The sequence below is a fragment of the Paraclostridium dentum genome, from assembly GCF_048568265.1.
GTDB lineage: Bacteria > Bacillota > Clostridia > Peptostreptococcales > Peptostreptococcaceae > Paraclostridium > Paraclostridium dentum.
Window position 1 is genome coordinate 1,251,869 of sequence record NZ_CP183813.1, and the last position, 21,470, is coordinate 1,273,338.

23 protein-coding genes are annotated in these 21,470 nt (G+C 26.5%); 17 read left to right on the forward strand and 6 right to left on the reverse strand.

The annotated features are described in order from the left end of the window. Position 1: 1 nt before the first annotated feature. Positions 2-451, forward strand: coding sequence for a hypothetical protein (locus tag ACN6I1_RS05545; protein ID WP_419743028.1), 450 nt, complete (start codon positions 2-4; stop codon positions 449-451). 68 nt (positions 452-519) lie between these two features. Here ACN6I1_RS05545 and ACN6I1_RS05550 read toward each other — a convergent pair whose 3' ends face one another. Beyond that, on the reverse strand, positions 520-2,118 hold the full coding sequence (locus ACN6I1_RS05550) for a peptide chain release factor 3 (RefSeq protein WP_419743029.1): 1,599 nt from the start codon (positions 2,116-2,118) through the stop codon (positions 520-522). 271 nt (positions 2,119-2,389) lie between these two features. Here ACN6I1_RS05550 and ACN6I1_RS05555 point away from each other — a divergent pair, with 271 nt between their 5' ends. The 3 genes from ACN6I1_RS05555 (at position 2,390) to ACN6I1_RS05565 (ending at position 4,844) form a co-directional block, all read left to right on the forward strand. Further along, entirely contained in the window at positions 2,390-3,058 is a 669-nt protein-coding gene (locus tag ACN6I1_RS05555) for a YkgJ family cysteine cluster protein (protein ID WP_046824289.1), read from the forward strand. A gap of 141 nt (positions 3,059-3,199) precedes the next feature. Further along, positions 3,200-4,039, forward strand: a complete 840-nt coding sequence (locus ACN6I1_RS05560) for a metallophosphoesterase (protein ID WP_419743030.1) — start codon at positions 3,200-3,202, stop codon at positions 4,037-4,039. A gap of 97 nt (positions 4,040-4,136) precedes the next feature. Then, the gene (locus ACN6I1_RS05565; RefSeq protein ID WP_021429182.1) at positions 4,137-4,844 is read left to right on the forward strand and encodes a hypothetical protein; all 708 of its coding nucleotides are present in this window, start codon (positions 4,137-4,139) and stop codon (positions 4,842-4,844) included. 72 nt (positions 4,845-4,916) lie between these two features. On the opposite strand, the gene ACN6I1_RS05570 is transcribed toward ACN6I1_RS05565, so the two are convergent. After that, positions 4,917-5,564 (reverse strand): NAD(P)/FAD-dependent oxidoreductase, encoded by a 648-nt coding sequence (locus tag ACN6I1_RS05570; protein ID WP_419743031.1) that lies wholly within the window; start codon positions 5,562-5,564, stop codon positions 4,917-4,919. A 121-nt stretch (positions 5,565-5,685) separates the two neighbouring features. Here ACN6I1_RS05570 and ACN6I1_RS05575 point away from each other — a divergent pair, with 121 nt between their 5' ends. The 3 genes from ACN6I1_RS05575 to ACN6I1_RS05585 all read left to right on the forward strand — a co-directional run bounded on the left by ACN6I1_RS05575 (position 5,686) and on the right by ACN6I1_RS05585 (position 8,312). Next, the gene (locus ACN6I1_RS05575) at positions 5,686-6,105 is read left to right on the forward strand and encodes a MarR family winged helix-turn-helix transcriptional regulator (RefSeq protein ID WP_419743032.1); all 420 of its coding nucleotides are present in this window, start codon (positions 5,686-5,688) and stop codon (positions 6,103-6,105) included. Positions 6,106-6,185: 80 nt separating this feature from the next. Then, a complete protein-coding gene (locus ACN6I1_RS05580; protein WP_021432642.1) occupies positions 6,186-6,581 on the forward strand; it encodes an HsmA family protein in 396 nt (131 codons plus the stop codon). A 66-nt stretch (positions 6,582-6,647) separates the two neighbouring features. Continuing rightward, positions 6,648-8,312 (forward strand): ABC transporter substrate-binding protein, encoded by a 1,665-nt coding sequence (locus ACN6I1_RS05585; protein WP_419743033.1) that lies wholly within the window; start codon positions 6,648-6,650, stop codon positions 8,310-8,312. Between the two features lie 50 nt (positions 8,313-8,362). Here ACN6I1_RS05585 and ACN6I1_RS05590 read toward each other — a convergent pair whose 3' ends face one another. Together ACN6I1_RS05590 and ACN6I1_RS05595 are read right to left on the reverse strand one after the other, a co-directional pair. Next, positions 8,363-8,671: a hypothetical protein gene (locus tag ACN6I1_RS05590; protein WP_419743034.1), complete on the reverse strand. Its 309-nt coding sequence runs from the start codon at positions 8,669-8,671 to the stop codon at positions 8,363-8,365. A 33-nt stretch (positions 8,672-8,704) separates the two neighbouring features. Then, a complete protein-coding gene (locus ACN6I1_RS05595) occupies positions 8,705-9,259 on the reverse strand; it encodes a TetR/AcrR family transcriptional regulator (RefSeq protein WP_419743035.1) in 555 nt (184 codons plus the stop codon). Positions 9,260-9,532: 273 nt separating this feature from the next. On the opposite strand from ACN6I1_RS05595, the gene ACN6I1_RS05600 reads away from it, so the two are divergent. Together ACN6I1_RS05600 and ACN6I1_RS05605 are read left to right on the forward strand one after the other, a co-directional pair. After that, entirely contained in the window at positions 9,533-10,381 is an 849-nt protein-coding gene (locus tag ACN6I1_RS05600) for a DegV family protein (protein ID WP_114543883.1), read from the forward strand. Positions 10,382-10,457: 76 nt separating this feature from the next. Continuing rightward, positions 10,458-13,460, forward strand: coding sequence for a helicase C-terminal domain-containing protein (locus ACN6I1_RS05605; protein WP_419743036.1), 3,003 nt, complete (start codon positions 10,458-10,460; stop codon positions 13,458-13,460). A 73-nt stretch (positions 13,461-13,533) separates the two neighbouring features. Here the strand turns inward: ACN6I1_RS05605 and ACN6I1_RS05610 are convergent, their stop codons facing one another. Then, the gene (locus ACN6I1_RS05610) at positions 13,534-14,274 is read right to left on the reverse strand and encodes a tyrosine-protein phosphatase (RefSeq protein WP_419743037.1); all 741 of its coding nucleotides are present in this window, start codon (positions 14,272-14,274) and stop codon (positions 13,534-13,536) included. A 157-nt stretch (positions 14,275-14,431) separates the two neighbouring features. Here ACN6I1_RS05610 and ACN6I1_RS05615 point away from each other — a divergent pair, with 157 nt between their 5' ends. The 7 genes from ACN6I1_RS05615 to ACN6I1_RS05645 all read left to right on the forward strand — a co-directional run bounded on the left by ACN6I1_RS05615 (position 14,432) and on the right by ACN6I1_RS05645 (position 19,814). Next, on the forward strand, positions 14,432-14,797 hold the full coding sequence (locus ACN6I1_RS05615) for an ArsR/SmtB family transcription factor (RefSeq protein ID WP_021432649.1): 366 nt from the start codon (positions 14,432-14,434) through the stop codon (positions 14,795-14,797). Positions 14,798-14,799: 2 nt separating this feature from the next. Continuing rightward, positions 14,800-15,171, forward strand: a complete 372-nt coding sequence (locus ACN6I1_RS05620) for a NifB/NifX family molybdenum-iron cluster-binding protein (RefSeq protein ID WP_195417767.1) — start codon at positions 14,800-14,802, stop codon at positions 15,169-15,171. A gap of 78 nt (positions 15,172-15,249) precedes the next feature. Continuing rightward, positions 15,250-16,953, forward strand: coding sequence for an ABC transporter ATP-binding protein (locus ACN6I1_RS05625; RefSeq protein WP_419743038.1), 1,704 nt, complete (start codon positions 15,250-15,252; stop codon positions 16,951-16,953). A gap of 101 nt (positions 16,954-17,054) precedes the next feature. Continuing rightward, entirely contained in the window at positions 17,055-17,663 is a 609-nt protein-coding gene (locus ACN6I1_RS05630) for a DUF975 family protein (RefSeq protein WP_419743039.1), read from the forward strand. Between the two features lie 111 nt (positions 17,664-17,774). Further along, positions 17,775-18,389, forward strand: coding sequence for a hypothetical protein (locus tag ACN6I1_RS05635; protein ID WP_025162368.1), 615 nt, complete (start codon positions 17,775-17,777; stop codon positions 18,387-18,389). Further along, positions 18,350-18,598 carry a hypothetical protein gene (locus tag ACN6I1_RS05640; protein ID WP_021432655.1) on the forward strand — a complete coding sequence of 83 codons (249 nt, stop codon included), beginning with the start codon at positions 18,350-18,352 and terminating at the stop codon, positions 18,596-18,598. The genes ACN6I1_RS05635 and ACN6I1_RS05640 overlap by 40 nt, the downstream gene beginning before the upstream one ends. Before the next feature lie 499 nt (positions 18,599-19,097). Then, positions 19,098-19,814 carry a glucosaminidase domain-containing protein gene (locus tag ACN6I1_RS05645; RefSeq protein WP_419743040.1) on the forward strand — a complete coding sequence of 239 codons (717 nt, stop codon included), beginning with the start codon at positions 19,098-19,100 and terminating at the stop codon, positions 19,812-19,814. A 39-nt stretch (positions 19,815-19,853) separates the two neighbouring features. Here the strand turns inward: ACN6I1_RS05645 and ACN6I1_RS05650 are convergent, their stop codons facing one another. Continuing rightward, positions 19,854-20,309, reverse strand: coding sequence for a staygreen family protein (locus ACN6I1_RS05650; RefSeq protein WP_419743041.1), 456 nt, complete (start codon positions 20,307-20,309; stop codon positions 19,854-19,856). A 124-nt stretch (positions 20,310-20,433) separates the two neighbouring features. Here ACN6I1_RS05650 and ACN6I1_RS05655 point away from each other — a divergent pair, with 124 nt between their 5' ends. Next, positions 20,434-21,384, forward strand: a complete 951-nt coding sequence (locus ACN6I1_RS05655; RefSeq protein ID WP_220797590.1) for a SpoIVB peptidase S55 domain-containing protein — start codon at positions 20,434-20,436, stop codon at positions 21,382-21,384. Positions 21,385-21,470: the final 86 nt, after the last annotated feature.

The following is a 21,470-nucleotide window of genomic DNA, read 5'->3' on the forward strand; positions in this document are numbered from 1 at the left end:
TATGTTTCATATAGAAATAGGAAATGTTGAAGGAAGAGTATATAAGGAGTTTATAGATTTAGCAGCAAGTTTATCTGATAAATTTTTATTAGTTGAGCGAAATGATATGAACTCAAGTGACAACCTAATAAAAGTTCTAAAAAAATTAGAAAGTTCACTAATAGATATGAAAGAACAATCTGAATGGCCAAGTGCTATGTTGACTGAGTCAACAGCTAAAGTTTATTATTATAAAATAGATGATAATTCTAAAAATGTATTAAAAGAAGAAGTCGATTCATTATTTTCTTGGGAGCAACCTGAATTACCTGAAGATTTATGCTTTATAAATGGTGAAGAGAGCTGGATAAGTACATCATCTCATGAAGGACATTGTGATATAATCTCAGAAGATGCGGATATTATTGATTCTATATTAAGAATAAAGGGAGTAGAAAAAAGATTTTGTTAAAAATTATTTTCAACTAGTATAAAATTAATCCCCCTATGTAAAAAAAGCAGACGTAGGGGGATTGATATTTATAAAGAAGTTTCTCTTAAAACTAAACCTTCATTTCTTTCAAGAAGATGTCTAATAGACCATTCATTTTGGAATAACAATACTGGATTTCTATTTTTATCTTCAACTAGTATTGTATCCATTGTCATCGAAAGCTTATCTGAATTGAAAGTCTCAGGTTCAATCCAACGTATATAACGGTAAGATAATGTATTCATCATCATCTCAACACCATACTCTTGCTTTAGACGATATTCTAAAACTTCAAACTGTAAGACTCCAACAACTCCTACTATAAGTTCTTCCATACCAAAGTTAGGTTGTTTGAATACTTGTATAGCACCTTCTTCTGCTAATTGTGTAATACCTTTCACAAATTGCTTTCTCTTAAGAGCATTCTTTGTAGAAACTCTTGCAAAATGTTCAGGAGCAAATTGTGGTATACCAGTGTACTCAAGCTTTGATTGTTTTTCACTTAAAGTATCACCAATATTAAATATACCTGGGTCGTGTATACCTATAATATCTCCTGGATAAGCTGTATCTATTATAACACGGTCTTGTGCCACAAACTGTTGTGGTTGAGAAAGTTTTATCTTCTTATTTCTTTGAACATGATTTACTGACATACCTTTTTCAAATTTACCAGAGCAAATTCTAAGGAATGCGATTCTATCTCTATGAGCTTTATCCATATTAGCTTGGATTTTAAATATAAATCCTGAGAAGTTATCAGAATTAGGGTCTATATCACCTAAATTACTGCTACGAGGCATAGGTGGTGGTGTTATCTCTAAAAATGACTCTAAAAATGGTTCAACACCAAAGTTAGTAAGGGCACTTCCGAAGAATACAGGAGATAATTCACCATTTAATATTTTATCTAAATCAAAATTATCACCAGCTATATCTAAAAGTTCTATATCTTCTAGTAATTTTTCATGAAGAGCATTACCTAATAAAGTATTGAATTTTTCATCAGTTACCTCTCCAGTTATAGACTTAGCAATAGATTGTCCGTGGTTACCATCATCAAATAATTCTATTTGATTTTTATGACGGTTAAATACACCTCTAAATTCTTTACCAGAACCAATTGGCCAGTTTACTGGGCAAGAACGAATTCCTAATACATTTTCAATATCTTCAAGTAGTTCAAATGGGTCTTTTCCTTGACGGTCCATTTTGTTTATGAATGTGAAAATTGGAATTCCTCTCATTTTACAAACGTGGAATAATTTCTTTGTTTGCTCCTCAACCCCTTTAGCAGAGTCAATAACCATTACTGCACAGTCTGCTGCCATAAGAGTTCTATAAGTATCTTCACTGAAATCTTGATGTCCTGGAGTATCAAGAATGTTTATGCAAAAGTTGTTATATTCAAATTGAAGAACACTTGATGCAACAGATATACCTCTTTGTTTTTCAATTTCCATCCAGTCAGATACTGCATGTTTTTGAGATCTTCTTGATTTAACAGATCCTGCTTCACGAATTGCTCCACCATATAGTAGAAACTTTTCAGTTAATGTGGTTTTTCCTGCATCGGGATGGGAAATGATTGCGAAAGTTCTTCTTCTTTTAACTTCATCAATCAAGCTTAAATTTTGTTCTGTCATTTTTTATCATCCTTTATTTTAATTTTATGATTATCCAAATATAAAAAAACTATAACCCTATTGATATTATAATTTTATTGCAAAACTGTCAATATAGAAACGGACTAAATTATAGCAATAAGGAGATTTATTTAAGCTTTAAAATTAAATTAAAAGAATGATATTTTCTTTTGAATAAATAGAAAATATATTAAGTTGTAAGTAAATTTTTAGTATAATAGTACTTATTAAGTATTTTAAAGAAAGTTAAAAAAGAAAGAGGAAAAAGTAAATGAGATCTATAAATATACTAGAAGAAATTTCAGATGGAAAATTATATGATATTGAAGATATAGTAAAAGCAGATACATGTGGTTGTGATGGATGTAATGATTGTTGTCGTGATGTTGGAGAATTAGTAGTTCTTACGCCTTTTGATGTATATGAAATGGTTACATATTTAGGAGTTGAATTTGATGAACTAGTAGGACAAAACATTGAATTACGTCAAAATAATAAAATTTTATTGCCATATTTAAAAATGAATGATGATAACAAAAACTGTAGCTTTTTAAATAAAGAAGGAAGATGTACTATTCACTCTAAACGCCCGAATATTTGTCGCTTATTTCCACTTGGAAGAGTATATAAAGATGATGATTTTAAGTATTTCTTACAGATAGGAAACTGTCCAAAAGAAGATTTAAAGGATATAAAAGTAAGTCAATGGGTAGGAATTGATAATTACGACGAGAATAAGAAATTTATATTAGAGTGGTATAAGTTTATTAAAGCACTAACTTTCCGCTTAAAGTTTGTGAGAGATGAAAAAGAAATTGAGGAAATTAATAAAACCTTATTAGATAACTGCTATCGTGTTGAAATAGAAGAAGGTAAAGATTTTTATTCTACATTTATGAAAAATCTACCTGAGGTAAAAAATAAACTAGGAATTATTTAGTTCAATTATATTAAGGCTGTAAATAGATTTATGAAAATATAAACTATTTACAGCTTTTTTTATAATTAAACTGTAACATATATGTAATATAAAAATGATAAATTTATATTTATTAAAATGCAATAAAAAAGGAGAGAGAATTTGAAATTACTAAACAAAATATTTAAACTAATAATTTTAACAATTACTATATGTTTGCTTATATTTTCATACGCAAGATACATAGAGCCTTCTATGCTAAGGGTTAAAGATATAGATTTGAAAGTTAAAGATATAAAAGATTGTAGGATTGTATTTTTTACAGATACACATTTTGGGAAACTATACTCTCAAAGTAATATAGATAAGATAGTTAAAAAGATAAATAATCAAAATCCAGATATTGTTATATTTGGAGGCGATCTTTTAGATAATTATGCAATGGATTACTCTTTACTAGATACTGATAGTCTTCAGAAGAGTTTAAGTAAAATTGAAGCAAAATATGGGAAATATGCCGTGTTTGGAAATCACGATTATGGAGGTGGAGCTTCTAGAGTATATGAAAAATTTATGAGTGGAGGTGGATTTAAAGTTCTAAAAAACGAAAGCTCATATATAAATGATTTAAACTTAAACATAATCGGGTATGATGATTATTTACTTGGAAATACTAAAAAATCTGATTACAAAATTGAAGAAAATAAATTTAATTTAGTAGTCACTCATGAACCGGATGTTGTAGAATTAATGACATCTTCAAGCGAGAATTTTATTCTAAGTGGGCATTCACATGGAGGTCAAGTAACTATACCATTTCTAACAGATAAAATACTTCCAGTAGGAGCACATAAATATGTTAAAGGATTATACTCAGAAAAGAATGTAGGAATAAATGATAGTACAAAAATGTATGTCAGTAGCGGGATTGGCATGACAAGCATTCCGTTAAGGTTTTTAAATCCTCCAGAAATTGTAGTATTTAATATTTCAGCAAATTAGAATTCAGTTATATTACATGGTAGCAAATTTTTATAGTAACTAAAAAAATCATATAACATAAAATAATATAATTGAAAAATCTAATTGGAGGATAACTATGAAAAATTCAACTGAAAAAGTTATGGTGGATTTTGCAAATGGAAATATAACTGGGGAAAATTCAAAAGATGATGTTATTTTAATAGGTATTTCACCTTATAAAGATAGTTCTTATGTAGATGAAATAGAGATTGTTTTAAACCAAGAAAATGGAGAGTCTATATACACTGATTTTCCATATAGCGGATATGATATGCAACTTTTTTTAGGGGATTTTACTGGAAACAATAGATCAGACATAATGGTAAGAGGCGGGTTTGGAGGATCTGGAGGATTTGAAATAGGGGTTATATATAAATATGAAAATGGAAAGTTAATAGAGATTTTCAATCAAAATTCATTTTATGATAACAATAAGTGCAAAGCAGATTATAAAGAGAATTATAAGTTGACTATTAATTGTGGAGAAAATAAATACTCATTAAATTTAGCTGCAAGACCTAAAGAATATTTGAATTTAATATATACTACAGATGGAAAAGTTAAGTCTACATATGAACCATATGTAGATGCTCCAAGTGCTATACTACCTACAAAACAAATATATAATAATTTTTATGAACTTATTATTTTACAAAGAGTAGTTGGATTAGTAAACTCAGACACTTTAGCATCAATACAAACGTTATTGAGTTTAGAAGACAGTAAAAATAATATAATATATAAAGGATTATTATTTTTACCTGGGGAAGAGACTGAAAACTAAAATATTAATAATAAAAAAGCCTGAAAATAGATTGGTATTTTCAGGCTTTTTTATGTTAGGTAAATTTTTATATTACAGATTAGATTTAAAATTTTCAAAACCTACCCGATCTATAAAATCTCTAAGTTTTTCTTTTGAATTAGCATTTGACTGATAATAGTTAATAACACTTTTAAAAAGTTTATATGTGCTTTTTTCATCTAAGTCAGATGCTAGTACATATCCAGATTTAGGATTGGTTCCAGCACAACCTCCAACAGTTATAAACAGCTTACCATTTGAATCAGCTAAAATACCTATATCTTTAACATATGCACTTACACATGAGTTTTTACAGCTAGATATTGCTATTTTAGTTTTTGAAGGTAATTCTATACCGTAAAATTCATTTACTATTTTCATATAGATGCCTATTGTAGGGTATTTACACATTCTACAAAAATTAGAAGTACAAACTGTTATATTTGTCAGTAAGTTTTTACTTTTAGGAACACAATCAAAATTTAAATCGTCTATAACTCTTTGTAAATTTATCTCCTCAATATTTATTATTGAAATTTTTTGGTTAGTTCCAATTTTAAGTACACCATTATATTTTTGTGCAATCTCACCTATATGAATTATATTTTCAGGTGGTATAAATGGAGTTTTAAAATTTGGGGTTATAGTAAACTTATCTTTTGTGCTTAAAGTTTTTTGTTTTTTAATAAATTTCTCCATATGTAAAAATCCTTTAATTTGTTTTAATATTCTTTTATATACTTTATATAATACATTTATTTATGTATTATATAAAGTATATAAAAGAAACAATATATTTGTAAAGATGGAGGTAATTATAATGAGCGATTCATTTGAGATATTAATGTTAATAAAAGAGATATATTCAAAATCTATGAGCAAGATAGAGGCAGGATTATCTGAAAGTGGGTTAACTCATCAACAAATAATGGTATTGAAGCTAGTTGCACACAATAAGGAAATAAATATAAGCCAAATTTGCAATGAAATGTATCTATCAAAAGGAACAGTATCTGGTATTGTTAATAGACTTGAGCAAGCCGATTATATAAAAAAGGTAAAATATGACAATGATAAAAGGAACACTTATATACAATTTTCTACTAAAGGACTAGAGTTTGCAAAATATTTTAGAAGAAAATCAGAAGAAACTTTTGGAAACTTATTTGATAATTTAAATGAATATGAAAGAACTGAAATCATTAAGTCATTAAATTTATTAAAAAATAAATTAAAATAATTGTTTGACAAAATATAATCTCGGGTATAAGATTATTATAACAAAATAGTTTGCATGCAAACTAATAAGGAGGAACAATTATGAGTTTTAAATTAATAGCGGCTATAACAGCTATAACATTAGCTTTAGTATTTTATACAATAGGTGTATTTAGTGAGAGAAAAGCTAAGGTTTTAAAGAAAAATCATGTAATAATTTTTTATTTAGGTTTAATTTGTGATACAACAGGTACTTTTTTAATGAGTCAAATTGCTAAGACAGGAGTTAGTGGAATTTCACCAACTGCAGAAATGATACATGGTATCACAGGAACTATAGCAATATTATTAATGCTATTCCATGCAGTTTGGGCTACTTGGGTACTTTACAAAAATGATAAAGAAAAACAAAGAGTATTCCATAAGTTTAGTATATTTGTTTGGTGTATATGGTTAATACCTTATGTAATAGGAGCAATAATCGGAATGTCACATTAATTTTTAGGAATTTTTATAGACCCTCCTAAATATAATTATAAAAATAATTATATTTAGGAGGGTTTTATGGTTCATAGAAAAAGGTTATTAGCATTGTTAACTATATCAACAATAGGAATGTCTAGTTTAGCTGGGTGTACATCAAATCAAGGTACGACAGGATCAAATAATTCAGGTAAGGAAGCTGATCCATATAATGTGCTTGCAAATAAAAATGCAAGAATAGCTATAAATATGGCTATAGATAAACAGGAATTATGTGATGTTATATTAAATAATGGATCTGTTCCAGCTGATTACTTTGTACCTAATGAGTTAGCTATAAACAAAGATGGAAAAGACTATAGAGATGTTGCTGGGAAAATGGGATATTCTTATAATGGCGAAGAAGCTAAAAAGTACTGGGATAAAGCAAAAGAAGAAGTTGGATTTGGTACTGTAACTTTAGAGCTAGTAACTTTTGATAGTGATACAAGTAAGCGACAAGCTGAGTTTATGCAATCTGAGCTTCAAGAAAATTTACCTGGATTAACAATAAAAATCAAAACTCAACCATTTAAGCAAAAAATAGAGTTAGAGCAAAAAGGTAAATTTCAATTAGCTTACGCAGGATGGGGAGCAGATTACCCAGACCCTCTAACATTTTTAGACACTATGATGAAGGGTGTAAGTTATGCATCTAATACAGGTTATAAAAGTGATGAATATAATAAATTAGTAAATGAAGCAAAAGCAATGCCAGAACAAAATGAAAGTTGGAAAAAATTTGCTGAAGCTGAAAAACTTATGTTAGAGGATGCATATATTGCTCCATTGATTCAATCTGGTATAGCTTATATGCAAAAGGAATATGTAAGCGATATGTTTAAATTCCCTACAGTTCCATGGTCATATAAGTGGGCAGATGTTGATAAAGAGAAAAAACAATTAAACTTAGTAAGTACTTCTGATATTCCAACTATAGACCCAAGTAAAGCTACAGATACTGTTTCATTTGAGGTAATGACTAATACTATGGAGGGATTAGTTAGAATAGACAAAGAAAACAAAGCTATACCAGGAATTGCAGAAAGCTGGGAAACATCTGAAGATGGATTAACATGGACATTTAAATTAAGAAAAGATGCTAAGTGGTCAAATGGAGATGAAGTTACTGCAAAAGACTTTGAATACTCATGGAAGAGAACTTTAAATCCAGAAACAGCATCTCAGTATGGATTTATAATGCATGATATAGTTGGGGCAAAAGAGTACAATTTAGGAGAAAACAAAGATCCTGATTCTGTAGGAGTAAAAGCTATAGATGATTATACTTTAGAAGTGAAATTAGTAAGACCGGTTACTTATTTTGATAAATTAATGGCATTTGGAGTTTATTTACCTCAAAATCAAAAATTTGTTGAATCTCAAGGAGATACATTTGGAACAACAGCTAAGTCTACTTTATACAATGGACCATTTACATTAAGTGAATGGAAAATAGAAGATCATTATTCAATGACAAAAAATCCTACTTATTGGGATAATTCAGCTGTCAAATTAGATGAGATAAATACAAAGATAGTTAAAGATGCGAATTCAGCGCTTAATCTATATGAAACAGATGCAATAGATAGAGTAGGTGTTACATCTGAAAATGTTGATAAATATAAAGATTCTAAGGAATTTAAAACTATGAAAGATTCATCAACTTACTTCTTACAAATTAATGCCGGCAATCCTCAAAAATAAATATAAATAAAAATAGGGCTCACACTAATTAGTGTGAGCCCTATTAAGTATTATCTTAATTTTAAAATCAAACTATTTTTAGATATATCAGATATTTCATATAACTTAAGTTTTTTTTCTATATCTTTTTCTGTTTTTTTATCAGAGTTTACAAATATATCTTTAAGTGCGGTTATTGCATAAATTAAGATACTTGTATCTAATGCATAACCCATTAATTCATGTTCTGTAGATTGACTTTTCACTAAATCATATATTTCTTGGCAGTACACACCTTTAATGATAATAGTTTCATATTTTTCTTTTAATCCAACTAATAAATCAGTTGAGTTTAAAGCTTCAAATGTTATATTATGCATAAATTCACCCCTAAAAATTTATCTTATATTTAACTAATACCAATTTGTAACTAAAAAATCAGCTATATTTTCAAATGGTAAGTTTTCAGTTTTTAATAATCCTTGAAGAACTAATCCATCAACTATAGAAACTAGTAAGAATGAAAGAGCTTCAGCATCTTTTGAACTTATTTTAACAATTTCTGATTTTAATGTATTACGCCATTCTATATATTTTAATTTTATTTGTTCTTTTAAAGGATCATTCCCTGTAATAGCTTCACAAAGAATGTACATGTGTATTCTACCCCTATCTTCTATATCGGAGATTTTCTCCATTATTAAGTTTATCATTTGCTCTTTTGGATTATTTGGATCCATACCTTGAATACATTGGAGTATAGATTCACTGATTGCATTTAAGTGAGTATTGGCAATTTCAGAGATTAATGCATCTTTTGATGAGTAGTGATAATATAAGGTACCTTTACTTATATTTACGGCTTTTGCTATATCAGATAAACTAGTATTTTTAACTCCGTTTTTGGTTATCAATTCTGTTGCAGATAATAAAATAATTTCTTTCATATTAGTATTATTTGATTTCATAAAGTCAACCTTTCTACAATTAACTGCTATTTTAATAAAATAATTATAAGCTTATAAATTTTTATTGTCAACAAAGTAACATATAGCAAAAATACGTTTAAAATAAGGTTTTTTGAGCAACGAGCAAAGTCTTTGGAGATATGAAAAGTTAGAAGACGTAATCCCTCGAGAGAAGAGGATTTTTTATGATTGACTTTAATATAAATCAAATGTACAATTAAATAAAAGATATATCGGCCGACCGACCGACTGAAAAAATAAGGAGATATATGAATGAAAAAAATCAAGATAATAACAGATAGTTCTTGTGATTTAAATAAAGAGTTAGTACAAAAATATAATATAGAAATAGTAAAGTTAAATGTTTCATTTGGGGAAGATACTTACGCTGATGGAGATATGGATAGTGATACATTTTACAATAGAATGGCAAGTTCAAAGGAACTTCCTAAAACATCGTGTCCATCACCTGAAAAGTTTGTAAATGTATATGATTGTGAAGAAGAAGAAATTTTAGTTTTAACTTTATCTTCAAAGCTATCAGCTACATATTCAACAGCGGTACTTGCAAAAAACATGTTTGAGGAAGACAACACGGATAAAAGAATAGAAGTGATTGATACTGCTAATGGATCAGTTGGGCAAGGACTTTTAGTTATTAAAGCAGCTCAATTAGCTAATGAAGGAAAAAGTCTAGATGAGATAGTAGAAACTATAGAAAATCTAAAAGAAAAAGTTACTTTTTATGGTTCACTTGAAACACTAGAAAATGCAATTAAAGGTGGTAGAGTAAATCCTTTAGCTGGAAAACTTATAAATGCATTGAATTTTAAAGTTATAATTCAGGTTATAGATGGAATTGTAAAACCTGTTGATAAAGCAAGAGGGGATAGTAATTCAATTAAAAAAGTTATAGAAAACATATATAAAAATATTAGTAGTGAAAAGAAATATAGTTTAGCAATAGGTCATTCTAATTGTAAAGAAAAAGCATTAAAGGTTAAAGAAATTATGTCAAAAGAGTATGATTTTAAAGATATAACAATAAGTTCGGTTGGATCTGTTATGGGAACATATACATCAAAAGGTGCAATATTAATAGGTATATTAGAAACTGTCTAATTAATTAGACAGTTTTTTGTTTTTTATATATTTTAAATGGTATAATTAAGGTTATTCTAAATGGAGGAGGTATTATATGAAAAGCATATTAAATGATGTTGTATACTTAAATATAGTAACTAGTGGATTAAATCTTAATACCTCTGAAATAATAGAAATTGCAGCTATTAAAGTTATAAATAATGAAGTTTTTAAGTTTAATACTTTGATTAAACCTTATGAGGAAGTTCCTGTAAGTGTATTTGGGACTTGTAAAAACCTTAAGCAAAATGATTTAGATAAGGCACCTACTATATATCAAATAAGAAATAAATTTATAGATTTTATAAAAGACTATCCTATAATTTGTCATGATTTAAAATCAAAAAAGTGCTTCTTAGATAAATATATTTTTGAAAATAAAAGATTAAAAAATGAACTTTTAGATTCTATGCAGCTAGCTATTATTTTAGAGCCATTTCATATAAATTATGAACTTAACTATCTTATAAATAAAGTTACAGATATTAATAAACAGGTAAATAATAGAGCATTAAACGATGTTTTACTAAATATACAATTAGTAAATGCTCTTTTGATTAGACTTTGGAAGAGTGAGGAGACTAGATTAGATAAACTTTATTTTAATTTAGAACAATATTTTAAAAGCTCCAATATAAAGTCTTGGGAATGGATTAAATATTTAAAAGAAATAGATGAAAAAAATGAATTTGAACAAAGTGTGTTGTTTGAAATCAATGAAAAAGATTCCCAAGGAAATAGACATAATGTAAATTTATCGAAATATAAAAACTCATATGAGGATTTATTAAAATTAAATGAACTTTGGACAAACTCTAAAAATTTTAGTTATATATTTAGACCAAAGCAGCATGAATTTACCAAGTTTATAAAAGATGTGTTTAACAGTAAAGAGGATGCACCTAAAATAGGGTGTATAGAAGCTCCTACAGGAATCGGGAAAAGTGTTGGATATCTAATTCCAGCAATTATGGAGTCTTTTTATAATGGAAAGAAAATTGTTATATCTACAGATACAAAAAATTTACAGATGCAACTTATAAACAAAGATATACCTACAGTTTTAAAATCCTTAAACTTACAAAGTAAAATAAATTATGGATGTATGAAGGGTAAAAATAATTACCTATGTAATAGAAGATTGGAAGAATACAAAAAAAGTGTAGTATTTAAAAGTCAAAGTGAATTACTAGAGTTTTTATATATTCAAAGACTAATTGAAAATGGAGAATATGGAGATATAGAGGAAATTCCTAACAATGTTAAATCTATTTTCTCTGAAATAGAAGGGTTAATTTTAAATTTGAGATGTGAATCAGATATCTGTTACCCGGAAAAGTGTATTGAAAGATGTTTTTATAAAAATAGAATAAAAGAACTGAAAAAAGAACATATAACTGTTATTAACCATTCTTTACTTGCAAAATGGCCGTATAAAGAACAAAAGCAATTGGATTATTTAATAATAGATGAAGGCCATAATTTAATGGAAAAAAGTTATGATTTCTTTACTTCAGAATGTAATAGTATTTTATTAGATAAATTATTAGATGAATTATACCCTCATAGTGAGATAAATCATAAAAATGTAAGTACTATGGATAAATTTTATATTAGTGTTGGGGGAAAACTTCAACTAGATAGTAATATAAAAGCAAAATTGCAAGAAAAAATAACTTTAGCAAAACAAAGTATAAATAACATACTAAATGGATGTGGCAAGTCTTTAAAGAGTGGGCTATATGACCATTCTTGGGAAATAAATAGGCAGCAAGCTCCTCTTAGCAATGCAGCTTTTAAAAATAGAGTGGATATAAGTGGATATATGCGAAGTGAATTTGAAAATATTGTTATATATTTAAAAGAAATATTAAGATCTTTAAATTATATAATAGATCAATGTGAAAAAGAAGGAGAAGATGATAGTTATATATTTAATACAATAAGCTCAAAGACAATGGATATAGATTGCAATATATTAACCATTGAAAGCTTTATAGAAAAAAAGTTAGACAACTATTGTAGGATCATTGATATAAATAATGAATATAAGTATTTTAATATAAGAGTTATTCCTATTGATGTAGCTGAAATGTTTGAAAGTATGTTTTTAAGTACTGTAAATACAGTTGTTTTTTTATCAGCAACATTAAATATAAATAATAATATGAGTACGTTTAAAAGAACATTGGGATTAGATAAGCATAAGACTATAGAAAAAACAATTGAGTCTATATATGATTATAAAGGAAAAACTAAAATTCTAGCAATGGAAGAATTTCCAAAATACAATGCTTTAAATGATGAATTTATAGATCACACTGTGAAGTTGATTGAAAATATATGTGTAAATAGTAATGGACATGTACTAGCTTTATTTACAAGTAAGAATAGATTAGAAAAAGTTTACAAAAAGCTTGTTCATAGATTAAATATTCATAATATAGAACTGTATAAGGATAAATCAGCAGTTAATAACTTAAGAGATTTGAGTAAAAAGTGTGTTGTCTTAGCTTCTAAGAGCTGTTTTGAAGGGGTTGATATACAAGGGGAAGGGTTAACTTGCGTAATTCTTGATAAACTACCAAATAAAAGTTTGGATGATCCGTTGTACTCATCAATAAGAAGTTTCAAAAGAACTACATATGACGATGTTAACTATCCTCAATTAAGTATAAAAGCTAAACAAGCTTATGGAAGGCTTATAAGAAGTAAATATGATTATGGATACTTTATAATCTTAGATATAGGTCACAATAACACTACTATAAATAAGCTAAAAAGAGATTTGCATGATTGTGATATAAAAAGAGTTAACACTGATTATGTTATTGATAGTATAAGTAAAGACTTTAAACGTTGGAAGCTAGAAACATTTAGAGAAATTTTAAAAGACATTAAATGTGATATATATAGTCCTATGAAAATAATATATAAAAACAATAACGAAATGAATAGAATTGACTATATAAATGAAGAAGTATCAAAGAGAAATATAGCTTTATATATAAAGGATATAGACATAAAAAATAAAAAGTTAAAAATATCATATAAATAAGATAAAAATAATAAATGAGTTGGGTTTAACGTAAAGCAATTTAAGTTAAAAACAGCTCATTTATTATTTTGAATTAATATAAATATTTAGATTGCAAGTTTTTTATATCATATTTAGTTAAATTAAATTCTTTAAATAAATAATCTTCTGTTGAGTCAAAATCAGTATCTATTCTTTTGAAAACTTCATTTATGTAGATTTCATTAACTCCAAATATATATTTTAACTTATCTTTTGGCACATTTTTCAATTCAGGTTGAACTGATAAAATTTCATTTATAGAATCTTTGGCAGATTGATTACTTTTAAGATAATCTTCAACTATAGAACTTCGATTAACTCCTAAAATCATTAGAATTATAGCAGATCCAACTCCTGTTCTATCTTTTCCTGCTGTACAGTGCATAAGAATTGGAAGGTTTGAATCATTTTGCATAAGCTTTACTAGTTCTTTATATGCAGGGTTATTAACTGGTAAATTATAATAAGCCTCTTTTAACAGTTCAAATGCATTGTTTTTATCAAACATGTTTTCCATCATTTCTTTTATTGAACCTAATTGGGCTATATTTGACTTTAATTGAGGCATAGCAGGAATTCTTATATAATTTATATTTTCTACTATGTCAGAAGGACTGCTTAATCTTTCACTTTCATCTCTAAAATCAAATATAGTTTTTATATTTAAATCTTTTAACATTTGTAAGTCGTTTTTAGATAAATTAACTAAATTAGCAGATCTAAAAAACAAACCTTCTTTAACAACTCTTCCATCTGATGACTTGCATCCACCTATATCTCTAAAATTAATCAAAACTATCACTCCTTTATTAAAATAGATACCACAAAAATAAAAAACAAATCTATTAATAAAATAAATTTAAAAGTTTTTGTAAAATGTTGGTTGAAAAAAATAGTTAAGAGTATTATAATCTAATTAAGTAATTACTTAATCAAAAAAAGAGGTTCATATGGAAAAAGTAGCCAAAATATTTAAAGCTCTAAGTGATGAAACAAGACTTAAAGTTTTATTATTAGTCTCGAAACGAGATATATGCCAAAAAGGTATATCAAAGTACTTAGGAATAACTGACTCATCAGTTTCACAACATATCAAAGTTTTAAAAGAAGCTGAAATAATAACTGGATATAAAGAAGGATATTATGTTTTTTATCATGTAAATGAAAGCGCATTTGATGAATGTATATCTTTTTTTAATTCAATAGGAAGTATAAATAATAATTTATTAGATACTTCAAATATTAAACTAGATAGCACTGATTGTAGCAAAAATTGTAAGTCTATAAGAAAGTGCTGCAAAAGAAGGGAGATTTAAAAATGAAAGTTTGTATACCAGTAGAAGTGAATGAAGGATTAAAAAGTAAACCATTTGGACATTTTGGATCAGCTCCTATGTTCTTAGTTTATAACTTAGAAAATGAGGAATTATCAGAAATAAGCAATGGAGATTTAGGTCATGAGCATGGTAAATGCCAACCTATAAAAGCATTATCAGGAAATGTTGTAGATGCTGTAATAGTAGGTGGAATAGGGCAAGGTGCTATTGTTAAATTAAATTCTATGGGAATAAAAGTTTTTAAAGCTCAAGCAGATACTCTTGAGGATAATTTAAACTTATTTAAAGAAAATAAATTAACTGAGTTCCCAAGTAACCATACTTGTTCTCATGATGGATGTGGACATCACTAAAATTTAATAGTACACTTAAAAGGTCTATATTATAGGCCTTTTTTAAGTTTTTGAAAATAAAAAATAGGAGGATTAAGTATGAGGATACTATTTAAATATGCATTAGAGTATAAATGGCAGTTTTTTCTTAGAGTGATTACTATATCATTAGTAGCATTAGCAAGTATATGTTTTGACTTTATTATGGGATTTATAGTTGATATATTTGCGAGCGGGCAAGTAGAAAAATTTATTCCTATAGTTACAGTAACTGTTGTACTAATAATAATAATGTTTTTGACAGAATATTTAGATGGACTTGTTATGTCAAACTATATCAAAAATACTGTTAATTACTTAAGATGTGATGTGTTTTCTAAGTTAATAAATAAAGATATAAAAGATTTTTCTTTGGACAATAGTGGGAAATACATATCAGTATTATATAACGATATAAAATTAATAGAAGATAATTTTTTAAATAATATATTCTTAGTTATATCATCGCTATTATCATTTTTAATTTCCTTATGTGCATTATTTTACATAAGTCCATATATAGTAATTTTTATATCTATATTTGGAGTTTTAGGATTTATAATTCCTAATGCACTTTCAAAAAAGCTAGTCATAGAAAAAAATGAGTACTCTAAAAATTTAGAAGAAATAACTTCTGTAACAAAGGATTTATTTTCGGGGTTTGAAGTTATAAAAGGATTCAACATAAGCAAAAAAATAAATAAGATTTTCGTTAAAAATTCTTTAAATGTGGAAAACTCAAAAAGAAAGTGTTCTATATTAGAAGCAATTATAAAGGGTTTTTCGTTGGCTTTTAGTGTAACTATATATTTAGGAGTTTTGATTTTAGGCGGGTACTTAATGTACAAAAAAAGTATATCTGTAGGAACGGCAATAATAATAATTCAACTTAGTACTCATATAGTTGGACCTGTTAAAACGAGTATATCACTTATAAATCAAATAAAATCAGTATCTCTTATTGGTAAAAAAGTTGAAGATATATTGAATGTAAATAATGAATCTGAAGAATCTGAAGAGATAAAGAGCTTTAGAGATTGCATAGATATAAAAGATCTTAATTTTTCATATACAAAAGAACGAAATGCATTGAAAAATATAAATTTAAAGTTTGAAAGAAATAAAAAATATGCAATAGTTGGTGAAAGTGGATGTGGCAAAAGTACATTAATTAAGTTAATTATGAGATATTATAATGAATATGAGGGCAAAATAACTATTGATAATAAAGATTTAAATAAAATATATAGTAGTGATTTATATAAAACTATATCTATGATACAGCAAAATGTGTTTATGTTTGATGACTCTATAAAAGAAAATATAAGGTTGTTTTCCAATTATAGTGATGAAAATGTAATTGAGAGTTGCAAAAGATCTGGAATAATGGGACTTATAAATAGGCTAGAAGACGGGATTGATTCATTAGTTGGAGAAAATGGGAATAAGTTATCAGGTGGAGAAAAACAAAGAATTGCGATTGCGAGAGCTTTGATAAATGAAACTAAGATATTAATATTAGATGAATCTACATCAGCCCTTGATAATGAAACTGCATATAGTTTGGAAAAATCACTTTTGAATTTAGAAAATTTAACCATGATAGTTGTTACACATAAACTTATAAAAAATTTACTTACTTATTATGATGAAATTATAGTAATGAAAGATGGAATGGTGATAGAAAAAGGAAGTTTTGAAGAACTTATAGATATTAAAGGATATTTTTATAGCTTATATTATATACAGAATGAAAAAATATAATAAAAAATTATATATGGAATAATTTTCATTATATGTATATAATTGTTTAGTAAATCAAGTTTAAGGTATAAATATTAATAATTGAATATGGAGGTGTAAATATGTTTACAAGAGCAGAGTTAAAAAATAGTGCAAAGGATCAACTAAAAGGAAGATGGCTTGTAGCAATATTAGTTTTTGTTTGTTATTCAGCTATTCTTCAATTAGCGAATGTAGAATTAACTAATTCTACAGAAGGATCTATTATTGGACTAAGTTTAAATATAATAGGACTTTTAGTTTATGGATCACTTCAAGTTGGAATCAGTAGATTTTCACTTAAATTAGCACGTAAAGATTCAACTACACAATTTAATGATTTATTTTCAGGGTTTGATGTATTTATAAAAGCATTAGTGATGAACTTTATAATATGGATATGTGTATTTATAGGAACTATATTATTTGTTATACCAGGAATTATAGTAGGAATAATGTTCTCTCAAGCTAATTATATATTAGCAGAAAATCCTGATAAATCAGCTATGGAATGTATAAAAGAAAGTGCTAGAATGATGAAAGGTCATAAATTTGATTATTTTGTTTTAGAGCTAAGCTTTATAGGCTGGTCTATATTATGTGTATTATCACTTGGTATAGGGTTTTTATGGCTTGTTCCATACTTTGAAATAACATTAACTAACTTCTATTTAAAAGTAAAAGAACTTTAAAAAAATTATGAAAATAGACTATAGTTAAATATAGTCTATTTTTTTATGTTGCAATAATTTGCAATAAATGATATATTTTAAGTAAAAAACTAAAATAAAAGAGGAATTTGTATGTATTTGCCAAATAAAGTAACAAGTGTATTAGCTAAAATAGATAAATCTTATGAAGTTAAATATGTTGATGGAAAAATAACGTCTATATATATAAATGAAAAAGATATAAAAATAGAAGCCTCAAGTAAAGGATACAGTGTTAATTTAAAGGGAGGACCTATATTTTTAAATGACTTAAAATTATTAGAACCATTACTTATAAGAATGGGTGCAATAGAGATGAAAAAGTCGAAATCAAAAAAAGAAAAAGTGTTAAATGATAAGCTAATAGAATTGTTTTCAAAAAAGAAAAATACATTTTCAGTGGAGTATATAGATTCTAAGGTTTTATCTATAAAGATGGATGACCCTAATTTAACAATTAAGAAAACTGGAGTAGGATATACCTTAATTGTTAATAATGAAAGTATATCTATTGATAACTTATCTTCTTTAAAAAAGCTACTTTCAAAAATTAATGTTATACAAGATGATAAAGAAACAAAAAAGGAAATAAGTAAAAATAAAAACAATAAACTTTTAATAGAACAGCTTACGCTAGATTTAAATCAAATAAAAAAGGAGAAATATTTATGGGATGCCCAAATTGCAGATGTAACAAAAATAAAATAAGTGAAGAAGAATATAATGAACTAAGAGAGTATTTAGAAGAAGAAATTAAAGACTACAAAATAGTGGATTATATAAATGAAGATAATAAGGCAGATAGGTTTGTAGAAGTGGAGTTCGAGGAGTATATACTTGAATTGGAAAATATTGACACCGAAGATTTAACTTTAGAAAAAATTATAGAAAATATAATAAAAAATAAAATGGTTTAAATAAAGAAGGACATCGTTTGTACGATGTCCTTTTTATATATCTAATTATAATTTATATTAGAAAATTACAACTAGATATTAATATGAAAACAAGTAGTATTAAACCAATTGTTTTCGAAAATATAGATAAACTTATAGAAAATACATACTTCAACTTACGAGGTAAAATTGTAAATACCATGAAGATTGAAAGTCAAATTAAAAAAAATGAAGTTAACATAAGATTAACCTACCTATTAATGAGACATTATATTTTCTATTAAGTTGTAATAATAGTATTACCTACGTATTAGAATATATAATTAAATATTATTACCTTTTTATGAATTAAATTCTAAAAAATTAATATGATAATACTGTTTAAACTATTATTATGATAAAAAATAAATAAAAATGTATATTAATCGTATTTATTGATATAACTTGCGAAGAGGAAGTTGGATATAAATATTGAATTTTAAGGATAAATATTTAAATTTTAATAAGGAGATAAATAAATATGAAATTATGGAAAAAACTAATAGTTTTAGTATGTTTATCATCTATGCTGATAGGCTGTGATTTATCATCACAACAAAAATTAATAAAGAAAGAAAATTCAAATAAAATAAATGAAAAGATACAAGAAAGTGAAGTTAAAAGCATAGTAAGTAAAAACGAAGACAAAACTAAACAAGAAAATAAAATTACAGCTGAAGAAGCTAGAATATTAAATGTTAGCTATAATAGAGATAATGTGACATATATAAGCCATATAAGTAAGGATGAAATGAAAGAAGTATTAGAAAATACTACAGGAGCTAAAAATATGATTCATTTATCGGACGCATTTGTAGAAGCTGAGCAAAAGTATGGAGTAAATGCTTTTTTCATGGCGGGTGTAGTTGCTCTTGAAAGTGGGTTTGCAACTTCAAGAAGAGCTGTAGAAGACAATAACTTAACAGGATATGAAGTATACAGCGATAATTCTGAGGGAAAATTATTTCCAAGCCAACAGGAATCTATACTTCAAACAGCCAGGCACTTAAGCAAAAACTACTTAAAAGAAGGAGCTGCATATTATAAAGGTTTATCTGTTGATGCAATTCAAGTGAGTTACTGTCCAGATGAAGATTTTGATAAGAATTGGGAAGGAAAGGTTAATGAACTATCTAGCTCATTTTTGAATACTTATAATCAACTTTTTAAAAATAATATTCAAGTTTTAAAAAAATAAAAAGAGGCAAAATATGAAAGAGCCTCTTTTAAAAATGTATTAAATTTCTAATAAATAATTTTTTACTAAACCGTAATACTCAGAACAATTGTACATAAAATATGAAGACGAAAAATTAACTATTATATTAGAATCTAATAAAAATTTATTTTCAAGTAAAAAGTCTCTATCTCCATATAATATAGCTTTAATTGCTAAGTCCAAATGAGATTTGAAAATTTCATATTTTCTTTTAATCTCATATGGAGAATTTCCTTTCAAACAAATGTTGAGTAATAATGCGTACTTATTTTTTTCAATAAAAACCCAACTTCCTAAAACTTCATCTCTTAAATTTATATTAATTTTTTTGTAGTTATAAAAATTAGCGATATCTAGATATAATATACCTGCATCATCGCTATGAGTAAGCGTATATTTCCTATCTTTTAATGTATAAGTTTTTGTCATTGGAAAAATAAAATTAACTTCCAATTTATTCTTATCAAAATTCATAAAACACCACCTAAATATTAGTAAATAATAAAATATATTCCTAATTATATAAAAGTATAATAAAAAACATGATTTTATAGAAAAATAATATAAACATCAAAATAATTTTAAGAAGGGATACGCTATGAAAAGACTAACAAACATTTTATCATTAATGATTGTAGCTATACTTTTATCAACTAACTTATGCTTTGGACAAAACAGCGTAGGAAAACTTATGCCATCAGCAGAAGTTGTTTTTGTTAATTTAAATTTAAAATATCCTATGGTTGATATGCTTGTAAATGAAGATACGGATTTTAAAAAGAACGATATTATATTATCAGCAATTTCTATGAAGAAAAAATTAAAATATGATTTGAATGATTTAACAGATCTTTATAAATCAGAAGATGAAAAAGTTTTAGTAAGATTTCTAAGAGAAGGAAAAGAGAACGTTCAAGTTTTTACAGGCAAGGATTTTAGAGGGATTTATTTGAGTTTTACTCAACAGTTTTGCGGAACTGTAACTGCAGTAAGTGAAGATGGAAGTTTTATAGGTTTGAGTCATAATGTAGATGGATCTGAAGTAGCACTTAGTACTCAAGTCTTTGAGACTGCGTATGTGCATTCAATTAAAGCAACATTATTTAATGATGGTGGATTAAAACCACATTTAAAAGAAAATAAAGAAGGAAAATTAAATTATGTTGGAGATATAAATAAATACAGTGAATATGGAGTAAAAGGAAAATTAAAAGAAAGTACATTTAATGAGAAGAATGCTTTAGAGGTAACAAGACCTAAGAAAGGTAAAGCATATATTTATTGCAAGTCACCTGTTACTAACGAAAAAAAATTACATGAAATAGAAATAACAAAAATATATGAAGATGGAGCTAAAATAAAAGTAAAAGATAAAGAGCTTAAAGAATACAGAGGTGGAGTAATAGGTGGAATGAGTGGATCACCTGTGATACAAGATGGAAAGTTAGTTGGAGGAATAAGATCTAGCTTCATATACAATCACAAAATTGGATTTATATCAAATATAGATTATATGTTAAATCCTGAGGGAGATAGTTGTACAAATTAAATAGCATATTAATAAAGGGTTGATTAAAATCAATCCTTTATTAGTATTTTACAATAATAATATAAAATGTTGAAAAATGGAAAATT

Coding starts and splice junctions, on each gene's coding strand:
- ACN6I1_RS05545 (WP_419743028.1), top strand. CDS start 2: ATGTTTCATATAGAAATAGGAAATGTTGAAGGAAGAGTATATAAGGAG.
- ACN6I1_RS05550 (WP_419743029.1), bottom strand. CDS start 2,118: ATGACAGAACAAAATTTAAGCTTGATTGATGAAGTTAAAAGAAGAAGA.
- ACN6I1_RS05555 (WP_046824289.1), top strand. CDS start 2,390: ATGAGATCTATAAATATACTAGAAGAAATTTCAGATGGAAAATTATAT.
- ACN6I1_RS05565 (WP_021429182.1), top strand. CDS start 4,137: ATGAAAAATTCAACTGAAAAAGTTATGGTGGATTTTGCAAATGGAAAT.
- ACN6I1_RS05570 (WP_419743031.1), bottom strand. CDS start 5,564: ATGGAGAAATTTATTAAAAAACAAAAAACTTTAAGCACAAAAGATAAG.
- ACN6I1_RS05575 (WP_419743032.1), top strand. CDS start 5,686: ATGAGCGATTCATTTGAGATATTAATGTTAATAAAAGAGATATATTCA.
- ACN6I1_RS05580 (WP_021432642.1), top strand. CDS start 6,186: ATGAGTTTTAAATTAATAGCGGCTATAACAGCTATAACATTAGCTTTA.
- ACN6I1_RS05585 (WP_419743033.1), top strand. CDS start 6,648: ATGGTTCATAGAAAAAGGTTATTAGCATTGTTAACTATATCAACAATA.
- ACN6I1_RS05590 (WP_419743034.1), bottom strand. CDS start 8,671: ATGCATAATATAACATTTGAAGCTTTAAACTCAACTGATTTATTAGTT.
- ACN6I1_RS05595 (WP_419743035.1), bottom strand. CDS start 9,259: ATGAAATCAAATAATACTAATATGAAAGAAATTATTTTATTATCTGCA.
- ACN6I1_RS05600 (WP_114543883.1), top strand. CDS start 9,533: ATGAAAAAAATCAAGATAATAACAGATAGTTCTTGTGATTTAAATAAA.
- ACN6I1_RS05605 (WP_419743036.1), top strand. CDS start 10,458: ATGAAAAGCATATTAAATGATGTTGTATACTTAAATATAGTAACTAGT.
- ACN6I1_RS05615 (WP_021432649.1), top strand. CDS start 14,432: ATGGAAAAAGTAGCCAAAATATTTAAAGCTCTAAGTGATGAAACAAGA.
- ACN6I1_RS05620 (WP_195417767.1), top strand. CDS start 14,800: ATGAAAGTTTGTATACCAGTAGAAGTGAATGAAGGATTAAAAAGTAAA.
- ACN6I1_RS05625 (WP_419743038.1), top strand. CDS start 15,250: ATGAGGATACTATTTAAATATGCATTAGAGTATAAATGGCAGTTTTTT.
- ACN6I1_RS05630 (WP_419743039.1), top strand. CDS start 17,055: ATGTTTACAAGAGCAGAGTTAAAAAATAGTGCAAAGGATCAACTAAAA.
- ACN6I1_RS05635 (WP_025162368.1), top strand. CDS start 17,775: ATGTATTTGCCAAATAAAGTAACAAGTGTATTAGCTAAAATAGATAAA.
- ACN6I1_RS05640 (WP_021432655.1), top strand. CDS start 18,350: ATGGGATGCCCAAATTGCAGATGTAACAAAAATAAAATAAGTGAAGAA.
- ACN6I1_RS05645 (WP_419743040.1), top strand. CDS start 19,098: ATGAAATTATGGAAAAAACTAATAGTTTTAGTATGTTTATCATCTATG.
- ACN6I1_RS05650 (WP_419743041.1), bottom strand. CDS start 20,309: ATGAATTTTGATAAGAATAAATTGGAAGTTAATTTTATTTTTCCAATG.
- ACN6I1_RS05655 (WP_220797590.1), top strand. CDS start 20,434: ATGAAAAGACTAACAAACATTTTATCATTAATGATTGTAGCTATACTT.